The sequence below is a fragment of the Ensifer sp. ENS10 genome, from assembly GCF_014852025.1.
Lineage (GTDB): Bacteria > Pseudomonadota > Alphaproteobacteria > Rhizobiales > Rhizobiaceae > Ensifer.
This window is the reverse complement of record NZ_JACVAS010000019.1, coordinates 72,943-84,246: the sequence shown is the minus strand read 5'-3', so window position 1 is coordinate 84,246 and position 11,304 is coordinate 72,943. Positions and strand designations below refer to the sequence as shown.

At 62.0% G+C, this 11,304-nt stretch carries 9 protein-coding genes and 2 pseudogenes; 1 reads left to right on the top strand and 10 read right to left on the bottom strand.

Annotation, left to right across the window (positions count from 1 at the left end; all coding sequences use genetic code 11):
- On the bottom strand, positions 1-172 hold a 172-nt coding region (locus IB265_RS35280), incomplete at its 3' end, for a recombinase family protein (protein ID WP_192496118.1).
- 1,041 nt (positions 173-1,213) lie between these two features.
- Here IB265_RS35280 and IB265_RS35275 point away from each other — a divergent pair.
- Positions 1,214-2,449, top strand: coding sequence for a biotin/lipoyl-binding protein (locus tag IB265_RS35275; RefSeq protein WP_192496117.1), 1,236 nt, complete (start codon positions 1,214-1,216; stop codon positions 2,447-2,449).
- Between the two features lie 301 nt (positions 2,450-2,750).
- On the opposite strand, the gene IB265_RS35270 is transcribed toward IB265_RS35275, so the two are convergent.
- The 9 genes and pseudogenes from IB265_RS35270 to ccoN all read right to left on the bottom strand — a co-directional run bounded on the left by IB265_RS35270 (position 2,751) and on the right by ccoN (position 11,108).
- Positions 2,751-3,200 (bottom strand): transposase, encoded by a 450-nt coding sequence (locus tag IB265_RS35270; RefSeq protein ID WP_192496116.1) that lies wholly within the window; start codon positions 3,198-3,200, stop codon positions 2,751-2,753.
- 69 nt (positions 3,201-3,269) lie between these two features.
- Positions 3,270-3,647, bottom strand: a pseudogene (locus tag IB265_RS35265) (Tn3 family transposase); the annotation flags it as partial.
- Between the two features lie 474 nt (positions 3,648-4,121).
- A complete protein-coding gene (ccoS, locus tag IB265_RS35260; RefSeq protein WP_192496115.1) occupies positions 4,122-4,376 on the bottom strand; it encodes a cbb3-type cytochrome oxidase assembly protein CcoS in 255 nt (84 codons plus the stop codon).
- Positions 4,373-6,626 (bottom strand): annotated as a pseudogene (locus IB265_RS35255) (heavy metal translocating P-type ATPase). The gene ccoS and the pseudogene IB265_RS35255 overlap by 4 nt, the downstream one beginning before the upstream one ends.
- The gene (locus IB265_RS35250; RefSeq protein ID WP_112853229.1) at positions 6,623-7,450 is read right to left on the bottom strand and encodes a DUF2189 domain-containing protein; all 828 of its coding nucleotides are present in this window, start codon (positions 7,448-7,450) and stop codon (positions 6,623-6,625) included. The pseudogene IB265_RS35255 and the gene IB265_RS35250 overlap by 4 nt, the downstream one beginning before the upstream one ends.
- A gap of 200 nt (positions 7,451-7,650) precedes the next feature.
- Positions 7,651-8,532, bottom strand: coding sequence for a cytochrome-c oxidase, cbb3-type subunit III (gene ccoP / locus IB265_RS35245; protein ID WP_192496114.1), 882 nt, complete (start codon positions 8,530-8,532; stop codon positions 7,651-7,653).
- Positions 8,523-8,693 (bottom strand): cbb3-type cytochrome c oxidase subunit 3, encoded by a 171-nt coding sequence (locus tag IB265_RS35240; protein ID WP_112853232.1) that lies wholly within the window; start codon positions 8,691-8,693, stop codon positions 8,523-8,525. Before IB265_RS35240 ends, ccoP begins: the two co-directional genes overlap by 10 nt.
- Before the next feature lie 17 nt (positions 8,694-8,710).
- Positions 8,711-9,463 (bottom strand): cytochrome-c oxidase, cbb3-type subunit II, encoded by a 753-nt coding sequence (gene ccoO / locus IB265_RS35235; protein ID WP_112853233.1) that lies wholly within the window; start codon positions 9,461-9,463, stop codon positions 8,711-8,713.
- A 4-nt stretch (positions 9,464-9,467) separates the two neighbouring features.
- Complete coding sequence (gene ccoN, locus IB265_RS35230) at positions 9,468-11,108, bottom strand: cytochrome-c oxidase, cbb3-type subunit I (RefSeq protein WP_210334685.1); 1,641 nt, start codon at positions 11,106-11,108, stop codon at positions 9,468-9,470.
- Positions 11,109-11,304 lie beyond the last annotated feature (196 nt).

Here is an 11,304-nt window from a genome sequence, read left to right as displayed (position 1 = left end):
CTGGGCGAGCGCGCGATGCCCCGGAGCCATGCTCCTGATAGATCCGATCGCAGCCGGCAGCGCGCAGTTCGTCGATTTGAGCATCGTGGACCTGGTCGTCGGTCGAGACGCGGGCGTAGCCGATCAGCCGCTTGAGTGGCTGTTGGACGTTAACGGTTTGTCGCTTCGCCATCGCTTTTTAACGGCCTCGTTTTCAAAAGGCTTTGTACAGATAAGGAATGCGTGAGAAATTGGTCGGTTGCAAGCGTGTTTTATGCATCAAATTGAAGCCCGCCAGACTCAAATCGTCACCCGGGATGAGCAACGGGGCATCCACAGTGGTAAACGCGCGCCAGCGGGCTTCTGTGGCGGAAACGCTGGAAAGATAGCGGTTTCGGAGATGGCCCACGAGAGGAGGGGGCCGCTGAAACGCATCGGAGCTCAAATCCGGTAAAGGGGACGGGCCATGTGCGCCGCCGCCGCCCGGCGAGTTCCGTCTTGGGGAGTCCGGTCATCCCGGGCTACGGCACCCTAGAAGCCCGAAAAACCAGGCGTTTCCGGTTATCCCGGACGACCGACATCAGGCATTTGCGCCTCCAAACCCATCACTATTGATACTTGAGACCTATCGATAGTGATAGGGCATGGAAAACAGCGTCCGGATGACGGAAGCAAAGCCAACATTAACTTCTGTCAATGAAATTATAGGCGTTAATTCATATGGTTAACGAGCGCCTAAGATGGCCAAGATTCCGCCTGGAGGGGGTAACGGGGGCAGATTTTCTGGCGATGCTGATGAGATAGGCAACCTCACGGCTTCACGCCGAAGAGGGAGGGGTTTCTGAAAGCCCGGATGCCTTGAGGTGATTGACGTGCTCGCGGCATCACGAAGATGATTTCCCGGGGCCTGGCCAGCTGGATTCCCGCAAGTCTCTCTTGCGTTTACTGAGACTGTGCTAATCTGCAACCTCCTGATCCATCTGCTCTCGGTGACGGGCAATGTCCGACAGCATTCCATCCAACTGCCATTCACCACCTGCCGCCGTTCATCACCGCTCAGGAGAGCGACATGCTGTTCGATGTCGCCGTGATCTTCATGATCCGCTCTCGTCGATCTCCCGCTCACCGGAGCCGGCCAGATCGAAACGCCGCCGGCATCGATGGAACTCGAAGCCGTGGCAAGCCATCCGTGCCCGTTGTAGATCAGTCGTCCGTGGGAGGGAAAGCCTGAGCCATGTTTGAATTCATGCTATGCTCGATGCTGACAATCCTGCCGGACTATCTCTACCGCCGTTATGCCCAGGGCAAGCGGTTCGGCAAAGAGATCACGATCTATTCCGTCTGGTTCGAACTGCGCTACGGGATCACCGCCTGCATCCTCCTGACGATCTCCTTGATCACGCTGATCTTTTACTTCCATCCGTCGACGTCGCATGTGAACGCGGCGTTCCGCACCGTCGCGGTGCTTCCCGAGACCAGCGGACGGGTCTCCGAAATCTATGTCACTGCCTTCGACAAGGTGGAGGCCGGCCAGCCCCTGTTCAAGCTCGACAGCTCGGAAGAGGAAGCCGCCGCCGAGGTAGCGCGCCGCCAGATCGCCGAGGTCGAAGCCGAAATCACCGTTTCGCGCACCGAACTGGTTGCCGCCGATGGCGCGATCGTGCAGGCGCAGGCGGCCGTGCAACAGGCCCAGGACGAATACGACACCCAGGTCGAACTCAACAAGCTGAACCCCAACGTCGTCGCACGGCGCGAGATCGAGCGCCGGCAGGTCAACCTCGAAGGCAGCAAGGGCGGGCTCACCGCCGCACGTTCCAACAAACAGACGCTGGAAACCAAGCTCCGGTCGCTGCTGCCCTCGCAAAAGGCGAGCGCCGAAGCGGCGCTGAAGCAGGCGGAGGTCGATATCACTAAGACCACCGTACGCGCCGGCGTGTCTGGCACGCTGCAGCAGTTCACCCTCCGGGTCGGCGAAGTGGTCAATCCAATGTTGCGGCCGGCGGGCGTTCTGGTGCCTGAAGGTAACAGTGGCAAGCCATGGCTGGTTGCCGGCTTCGGTCAGATCGAGACGCAAGTGATCAAGGTCGGCATGATCGGCGAGGCGACCTGCGTCGGCAAACCTTTCACCATCATCCCACTCGTCGTCACCGAGGTGCAGGACGTGATTGCCGCTGGCCAGGTTCGCGCCAGCGATCAGCTGATCGATGTTGCGAATATTTCGCGGCCCGGCACGCTGACCGTTTTCATGGAGCCGCTCTATCCCGGCGTGCTCGATGACGTGCCTCCGGGCAGCACCTGCATTGTCAATGCGTATACCAACAGCCATGATGAACTGGAGTCGCCCGACATCAGCACTGGCCGCTGGGTCTATCTGCACGTAGTCGATACCGTCGGTCTCGTCCATGCGATGATCCTGCGCTTGCAGGCGCTGATGCTGCCGGTGCAGACACTGGTGTTCGGTGGGCACTAAAGCGGAAAAAGGTGGCCCACGGGTCTTGAGGCGAGGCGCCGCCGCCCAATAACGCGCTCCACTTGACCTGCGGTCCCCCTCAGGCAGGTCCGGTAACGAATTTCGTCGCTGTCCGAGTTAGGCGCGCAGTCGCTGCGGAATAGCGGCGCTATTGAAATCGTTAGCGATAAATCTACCGGTGTTGTTCGGGTAAACCCAGCCGCCGTATGACAATTCACCGTTTGAAACGCCAAACCAAAACCGACATGGATCATAGCATGGGCTGAAGAAGTACAAGATGCCCGTTCGTCGGGGAGGGCGCCTAGGCTTTGGTCGCGACAAGGGTGGCCAACGGCGGGATGGCCTGGCCATCAACGCCGAGGCGATCACCGAGATAGTGCCAGAAGGAAAGTCCGAGCTTCCGGCAGGTCTTCATCAGCCCGAGCATGGTGTCGCGTGCGACGCGACCATCGCGGCTCATCGTGCCGCCGGAGATCTTGCGCTTGGTGACGAAGCTGCGCAGATCGTTCTCCGACGCATTGGTGTGGAGCGGCGTTCCCGGTCGTTCCAGCACCTTGAGCAGTTCGTCCTTGCGGCGAAACAGGCGCGCGAGCAGTTTATCGAGTTCGTCGTAACCGGTGCTGAGCGAGAAGATACGGTCGAAGCGTCGGTGGAATGCGGCAGTGAGCGCTGGCGGCGGCTTTCGTTTGACGTTCTTCAGCGCCCGGTAGAACTGCCACACGAGATCGCGCACCGTCTCGACCAAACGCATCTGCCGCGGCGTTGTGGCGTCACGACACGAAAGTGGTGAATCTGTCCGACTTTTTAGAACATACGGTGATCACGCTACGAGGATAGATGTTTCTCGCCGCAGTGGCCTGAGATCGGCGCTGTCCGTCGGGGTCCAGATGTAATCGCCGGTGAGACTGATATGCTGCCACCCGAGCGGGGTGATGTGTTTGATCACGGCGGGCGGCGTGGCGATGCCTTCCCGGTTGAGCTCGGCGAAGGCCAGCTCGAGATAGAGAGTGTTCCAATAGACGATGGCGTTAATGAGCAGGTTCAGCCCGGACGCCCGATAGAACTGGCTCTCGAAGGTCCTGTCGCGCAGTTCTCCGAGGCGGTTGAAGAACAGTGCTCTCGCAAGGGTGTTCTGAGCCTCGCTCTTGTTGAGACCGGCGGTCGCGTTCCTGCGCATTTCGGGGTTCTGCCACCACTGGGGCCTGATCGGCCCGAAGCTGATGAGGTGGAACGGCCCTTCTCAAACGGCATCAAGTGCCTAACGTGGTCGTGTTGAAACGCCACAAAGAGGAAGGACCGCTCCATGAAGAAGATTACCACAGTCGGGCTCGATCTGGCCAAATCCGTTTTTCAGGTTCATGGCATAGCCGAGGAACGTGTCGTAAGCTGTCAAGATCGATCTGCCCGGCTGTAGCGAGCGTTTCGCTGGGCGTGACTGGCCAGTCGTAGAGCAGGAACTCTGTCGCGCTCCTACCCTCTCTCTCTTGTTTGGTAATGCCCAAGCCGCCGGCAACGTGAAATCGGCGCTTAGCCCGCCGGCATTGCTAATATAATGCGGAAGCAATCGCCAGAAGGCTCGCGGCCAGCGCAGCAAGACTGGGGATCACGACGGCAACTCCGGAAAGCCACGCCAGCCCTGCCACCCAATCGAACGGTCTGTCAGCAGACATTGTCATGTCAGGTTCCCTTCTTCCTGGCCCTTCGACAAACGATGTCGATCAGACGTATGTTCCATGTCGTGGTGGTCCTCATCGCCTTTCCACGTCTTGTCGCGAAGGGGAGCGTCCGCGGCGTTGGTTGGCAGCACCCTTTCGGCAGCCCCGTCGAGATCGTCGTACTGGCCGGTACGCATCGACCATAGGAACGCCATGAGGCCCACGCTACCCATTCCCAAGGCGATCGGCACAAGCCAAACGACATCTTTCATTGTGCAGCCTCTTTGAGATAGAGCCTGCGTACAGTCTTAGAACGTGGGGACGAGGCCGTGGCGCGCGAAAGGCGCAAGGCATTGCCGACAACGAGGATCGATGACGTTGACATCGCGATCGCCGCCATGAGAGGCGTGACATGGCCTGTGACAGCGACAGGGACAATCAGAACATTGTAGGCGACGGCAAGAGCGAAGTTCTGTCGCGCCAGCCCCGCGGCGGCTCGCGCGACGCTCATCGCTTGCGGGACGGCCTCCAGGCTCTTGCCCAGGAACACGAGATCGGCAGCGTTCCTTCCGACGTCCGCGGCCGACGAAGGTGCCATCGAGACATGCGCAGCGGCAAGCGCCGGGGCATCGTTCAGCCCGTCGCCTACCATCAGGACGTGGCGTCCAGCCGCTGCCAACTCCGTCAGACGCTCGACCTTGTCTTCGGGGACGACGCCGTGGCGGTGTTCGGTGATGTTCAGCGCGGCGGCGACCTTGCCGACCTCCGTGAGACGGTCGCCGGAAAGAACCTCGGTTGCCAGTCCGTGGGCTGCCAGCGTTTGCACTGCGGCCTTGGCACCGGGCCTCACCTCGTGGTCGATTGCGAACCAGCCCGCCGGCTGTCCGTCGCGCGAAAGCCACACGCCTGCTTGCGAGTTATCGAACGCGCCGCAGGAGACCCACTCCTTCCGTCCCAGCCTATAGATCGTTCCGTCGATGCGGCTTTCGATTCCGTAGCCTGGAATCTCGCGAAAATCCTCGACTGCAACTTCGGCAGGCTGCAGCGCGGCGATAGCACGCGCTGCCGGATGCTTCGAAAGACCGGCCAGAGCTGTCGCGGCGGCCAGGTTCCGCGGCGCGACGGTGTGCTCGATCACGCGGACGACGCCGGTCGTGAGTGTCCCCGTTTTGTCGAAGACCACCGTGTCGGCCTCGGCGAGCCGCTCCAGCGCACTGCCGTCCTTGATGGTGATGCCGAGGTCGAACAACCGGCGAGCGGCCATGACCTGGACCATCCGCACTGCCAGGCCCAGAGCACAGGGGCAGGTGATGATGAGGACCGAAATCGCCACTGTGATCGACCGATGCCAGTCGCCCGTCTGCAGCATCCAGGCGGCAAAGGCCGCCAGCGCGAGCAGGTGAACGACAGGGGAATAAAGTGCCGCCGCGCGATCGGCGATGCGGCGGTAGCGGGCACGGCCGTCCTCCACCGCCTCCATCAGCCTCACCATGTCGGCAAGGAAGGAATCCTCTGCCCTCCTATCGGCCCGGACCGCCAGTGCGCCGTCGACGCTCATCGTCCCCGAAAGAACCACGCTTCCGGGGTGCGCACTTTCAGGCGCGGATTCGCCACTTACCACCGAAACGTCCAGATTCCCCGCACCCGAAACGACCGTTCCGTCGACGGGCATACGGTCGCCCGGCCCCACAAAGACGATGTCCCCCGGTTCGATCTTCGTCAATTCGCGGAACTCGCGGCTTCCGTCCGCTCCAATCACCATCGCGCCCCTCGGCAGCAAGCGGGCAAGTCCGGTGACGGCAGTCCGCGCCTTCTGCCGCATCGCATGATCCAGTGTGCGTCCTGCCAGGAGAAAGAAGATCAACGACGTGACCGCGTCGAAATAGGCGTGCGGTCCTCTGGCAAAGGTGTCGTAGAGACTCAGTCCCAGCGCGAGCAGGATTCCCACGGAGATCGGAAGATCCATGCTGGCCGTCCGCTTCCTCACCGAATTCCATGCCGAAACGAAGAACACCCGTCCGGAATAGGCGACGGCGGGTACGGCGAGCAGCGCGGAGATCAGGTGGAAGGCGTTCCGCGTCCCGGCGTCGGCGCCCGACCAGATGGATACCGACAGGAGCATGATGTTCATGGCGGCGAAGCCCGCGACCGCCGTCGCCCGCAGGAGCCGGGACATTTCTGGATCGCGTCCACCATCGTCCGTCTCTGTAAGGCAGGCGTCGTATCCAAGGTCCCGCAATGCCTCGATCATCGGAGGCACATGGCTCTCGCTGCCTGACGGCGACGCGCCGGGAGGTCAGGTTCAATCGCGCCGCAATGACTCCGTCGAGGCGCTGTAGGGCGCCTTCGATCGCAGCAATGCAGGCACCGCAACGCGCCTGCGGCACGGAGAGGTCCGTCTGGAACATACCATCGCCGAGGTCGCGGCTCGCGAGCACGATCTCTCGTGCGGAGATCTCTCGGGCTTCCGGCTGCGGCGCCAGGAGCAGCCCGGCTTCGGTTCCCATAGCACAGCAGCTCATTGCCCCGGTTCCTCGGGACGAGCCATTGCCCTGTAGGCATGCCAAGTGGCGTGGCCCAGCAACGGAAAGATGACGATCATTCCGACGAGGCCCGTCGCAACGCAGACTCCAAAGAGCACGAGCAGCATCGCCCCCCAGGCGACCATCGGCGTGAGGTTGTTCCACACCAGCTTCATGCTCGAGCCCATGGCGGTCAGCGCATCGACACGCTGATCAAGCAGCATCGGCACCGAAAAGACGCTGACGGCAAAGGCAAAGGCCGCAAACAGGCCGCCAATTGCCGTCCCGACGACCAGCATCGTCCAGCCGTAGGCCGTACCGAAGAGCATGCCGGCGATGTGATCAAGGCCGGGGAATGCTGCCACCCCGAAAAACAGGGCGTAGAGGAGCACGGCGGCCCGCATCCACAACAGCACCAGCATAAAGAGCAGCAGACCGGCGAAGATCACCTGCGCGCCGGCACGGGGACGCACGAAGAGCATGGAGCCAAAGCCGACCTGTGTGCCTTCTTCGATCGACCGGCTCTTCTCGTAGAGGCCGATCGCCAGGAACGGCGCAACGATCATGAAGGCGGCCAGGGCGGGAAACAGGATATAGTCGAGCCCGAAGGCGACGAGCATCCAGACGAACGCGACGGATAGAAGGAAGACGCCGATTCCGTATGCCATGCTCGAAGCCGGCCGCGTCCAGAAGTCCCGCCAGCCCGCTGAGAGCCAGCGGAACCCCTCAAAGACCGGCAGCCCTCGCTGAAGGCGCGGGTCCCGCGTTTCTCCGATGCCCGACGTCTCGCTAAGCAGCCAGTATGACTTGTCGGTCTCGCCCATCTCTTGTCTCCCTCAGCATGCCGGCTTGGCGGCGCGATAGCCATGAGCGTCGCCCAACGAATTCGAGTGCTCGACGCAGTCCGGTTGCGACTGGACGGCGACGTAAACCAGGTGCACGTTCGCCCCGGCCACCAAAAGCAATCCCGCAGGGATCAGCGCCCAGAGGAGCCACTTGGTTCGGGATCTCTTCGCGCGCCGGGTCATGGCTGTTGCGTCCCGAGGTCGTGGACGTAGAGCGCGAGCGTCCGGATCTCGGCCGTCGTCAGCCTCTCGTCCCAGGTCGGCATATGGCCCTGGCGTCCGCCGTGCACGGAGGCGATGATCGTGTCCAGGTCGCCGCCGTAGATCCAGGAGGAGTCGGTGAGGTTCGGAGCGCCGACATCGCTTTTTCCCTTGGCGTCTTCGCCATGGCAGGCGGCGCAGGTGGTGACGAACACTTCGCGCCCTGCCTCCAAGCGATCGACGTTTTCCGGCGTCGAGTAGTCCGAGTGGGTCAGCGAATAGACATAGGCGGCGACGCTCCGGACCTGCTCGCGGTCGAGCAGCTGATCCCGCCCGAAGGCCGGCATCTGCCCGATCCGGCTTTCGGGGTGCCTTGTGTTGATGCCGACGCGCATCGTCTGCTCGATAAGCTGTGGACCTCCGCCCCATAGCCAGTCGTCATCGGTGAGGTCGGGGTAGTTCGCCCGACCCTTTCCGTCCCTGCCGTGGCAGGCGGCGCAATTGTCGCCAAAGAGCTGCCGTCCGGTATGGCGCACGGTCTGCATCAGTGCCTCGTCGGAGAGAATGGTGTCGTAGGGCTCTGTCGCAATACGGCTCATCCAGCCGGAACGGCCGCGCTCGGCCTCGACGACCTGAGCCTCGACAGTCGTCTTTTGGTCGATCCCGAAGAGCCCCTTGGTGTAGGTCGTTCCGAGCGGCCAGGCCGGCACGAAAAACCACCAGGCAATTGCCCAGATGTGGGTCACGATCAGGAATATGAGGACGCCGCGCGGCACGGGCGTGTCCAGCTCCTTGATGCCGTTCCACTCGTGGCCGGTCGTCTCGCGGCCGCTGACAGGATCGCGTTCACTCACTTCCATGGCGTGTCGTCCCGGTCGAGGATGCTGTGCTTGGCCCGGTCGAAGCGCGTCCGGTTCGACGGCCAGAAGGTGTAGACGAGCACCCCGAGGGCAAGGGCGATCAGATAGAACAGACCCCAGCTCTTGGAGAATGCGACGATCGCGTCGTGGTCCAGGTCCATGTGACAATCCTCCGCCTTCAGTTTTCGGGATCCGGCTTCTTCTCCGGAGCTGCGGTATGTTCGTATGCTGCTCCCGTTAGCCTGCCGAGAACCTGGAGATAAGCGACGAGCGCGTCCATCTCGGTGACATGGGTGGTAACGCCGTCGAATGCGCTCACCTGCGTTTCCTCGCCGTAACGCTCGGTAACACCGGCGGCAAAGTCCGTGTCGGGAGTTGCCTGGCCGTAGGCGTCCCGCGCGGCGTTTTCCACCATCTCATCAGTATACGGAACGCCAAGGGCGCGTTGCGCCGCAAGGTGTTGCGGCAGGTCCTCCATCTTCAGACGGGTCCGCGCCAGCCAGCGATAGGCGGGCATGTTCGATTCCGGAACGACATCCCGCGGGTTGGTGAGATGATCGACATGCCAGAGGTCGGAATACTTGCCGCCGATGCGCGCAAGATCCGGTCCTGTGCGCTTGGAACCCCAGAGCATCGGACGGTCGTACCGGGACTCGACGGCCAGCGAGTAAGGACCGTAACGTTCCACTTCGTCACGGAGCGTGCGGATCATCTGGCTGTGGCAAGCATAGCATCCCTCGCGGATGTAGATGTTGCGTCCGGCGAGCTCCAGCGGCGTGTACATCCGCATGTCCGGGGCCTCCTCGACCGTCTCGTCGATGGTGAAGAGAGGAGCGATCTCGACGATGCCGCCGACGCTTGCAGCCGCAATGATTGCGATCACGAAGCCGATCGCGGAACGCTCAAGCTTGCGATGGAAGAGTTCGGGCATATCGTCATTCCCCCGGCATGACGGCGGGGACGACGGGCATATCGCCTTCACGCGCCACAGCAAGCGGCGCGGACCGAACTGTCATCCAGATGTTCCAGCACCCGACGACGGCGCCCAGCAGAAAGAGCAGGCCCCCGAAAGCGCGGGCGATGTAGTATGGATACATCGCCACCAGAGAGTCGACAAACGAATAGGCAAGCGTGCCTTCCCCGGTATAGGTCCGCCACATCAGGCCCTGGATGAGGCCAGAGTTCCACATCGCGAAGACGTAGATCACAGTTCCGGCGATCGCCAGCCAGAAATGCACCTCGACGAGAGCCGCAGAGTACATGCGCTCGCGCTTCCAGAGGCTGGGCACCAGTGTGTAGAGCGAGCCGAAGGTAATCAGCGCGACCCATCCGAGCGCTCCGGCGTGGACGTGACCGACCGTCCAGTCCGTATAGTGCGACAGCGAGTTCACCGGCCTGATGGCAAGAAACGATCCCTCGAAAGTCGAAATCCCGTAAAAGACCGCGGCTGCCATCATAAAGCGCAGCGTCGCGTCATCCCGAACCCGGTGCCACGCGCCGTTGAGCGTTAGCAGCGCGTTGCCGGCCGACGCCCAGGATGGCACCAGCAGCATCACCGAGAAGGTCATGCCGAGCGTCTGCACCCAGTGGGGAAGCGCGGTGTAGTGCAGGTGGTGGGAACCGGCCCACATGTAAAAGAACGTGATGCCCCAGAAGCTCAGGATCGACAGCCGGTAGGAAAAGATCGGCCGCTGCGCCCGGACCGGCAGGTAGTAGTAGAGCATTCCTAGGAAACCGGCCGTCAGGAAGAAGGCGACCGCGTTGTGCCCGTACCACCACTGCACCATCGCGTCCTGGACGCCCGGCCATATCGTGTAGCTTTTGGCGTGCCCCCAGGAAACCGGAAGGGCGAGATTGTTGACGATGTGGAGGATTGCGACGACCAGGATGAACGCCATGAAGTACCAGTTGGCGACATAGATGTGCGGCTCCTTCCGGCGGGCTATCGTTCTGATGTAAAGGACGAAATAGGTGACCCAGACGATGACAAGCCAAATGTCGGCGTACCATTCGGCCTCCGCGTATTCCTTGGACTGGGTGATCCCCATCATGTAGCCCGACACGGCCAGCACGCAGAACAGATTGTAGCCGAAGAGCACGAACCAGGGACTGAGTTGGCCCGCCAGGCGCGTCCGCGAGGTGCGCTGGACGACGTGGAAGGAGGTCGCGATCAGCGCGTTGCCGCCGAAGCCGAAGATGACGCCTGTGGTGTGCGTGGGCCTCAGCCGCCCGAAACTGGACCAGCCGGCGTCGAATGCGAGATCCGGCCAGGCGAGCTGCGCCGCCACCCAAACGCCCATGAACATCCCGAACACAGCCCAGGCCATGGAAAGCACGATGCCCACCTTGATGGGATCGTCGTAATACGATGCCTCCCGGTCCTCCACTGCTTCAGGCTCGAAGAGCGAGGACATGACGAGGTAGAGGAGGCCTCCGGCGAACAGCATGACGATCACGCCGTGGACCCCGAGGGCGTCAGACCGGCCGGCCGCGGCCATCGTTGCGCCGGCTATCGCGACAGCGATCGCGATCGCGAAGGCACCCTGGCGTTCCGAGGTCGTAAGCCGCGTGATCATTCTCTGTCCTCCCACGCCGCGGCAATTCATTAAGCTGTCCCCGCAACTGCCGCGGACATCAAGCAGATCCACAGAAAGTGCCTGTGCGTAAGATATTGGCAAGGTACATCCGTCGAAGACGTATAGCAACGCTTTGGGGTGTTCTTGGCAATCCCCTGTCAATCCATGAGGTGAAAGGATTGCGCGTTTACCTTGC

Excerpts from the sequence above, each read along its gene's own strand:
- IB265_RS35275 (WP_192496117.1), top strand. The coding sequence starts at position 1,214 with ATGTTTGAATTCATGCTATGCTCGATGCTGACAATCCTGCCGGACTAT.
- IB265_RS35270 (WP_192496116.1), bottom strand. The coding sequence starts at position 3,200 with ATGCGTTTGGTCGAGACGGTGCGCGATCTCGTGTGGCAGTTCTACCGG.
- ccoS (WP_192496115.1), bottom strand. The coding sequence starts at position 4,376 with ATGAAAGATGTCGTTTGGCTTGTGCCGATCGCCTTGGGAATGGGTAGC.
- IB265_RS35250 (WP_112853229.1), bottom strand. The coding sequence starts at position 7,450 with ATGGGCGAGACCGACAAGTCATACTGGCTGCTTAGCGAGACGTCGGGC.
- ccoP (WP_192496114.1), bottom strand. The coding sequence starts at position 8,532 with ATGGAAGTGAGTGAACGCGATCCTGTCAGCGGCCGCGAGACGACCGGC.
- IB265_RS35240 (WP_112853232.1), bottom strand. The coding sequence starts at position 8,693 with ATGGACCTGGACCACGACGCGATCGTCGCATTCTCCAAGAGCTGGGGT.
- ccoO (WP_112853233.1), bottom strand. The coding sequence starts at position 9,463 with ATGCCCGAACTCTTCCATCGCAAGCTTGAGCGTTCCGCGATCGGCTTC.
- ccoN (WP_210334685.1), bottom strand. The coding sequence starts at position 11,108 with ATGATCACGCGGCTTACGACCTCGGAACGCCAGGGTGCCTTCGCGATC.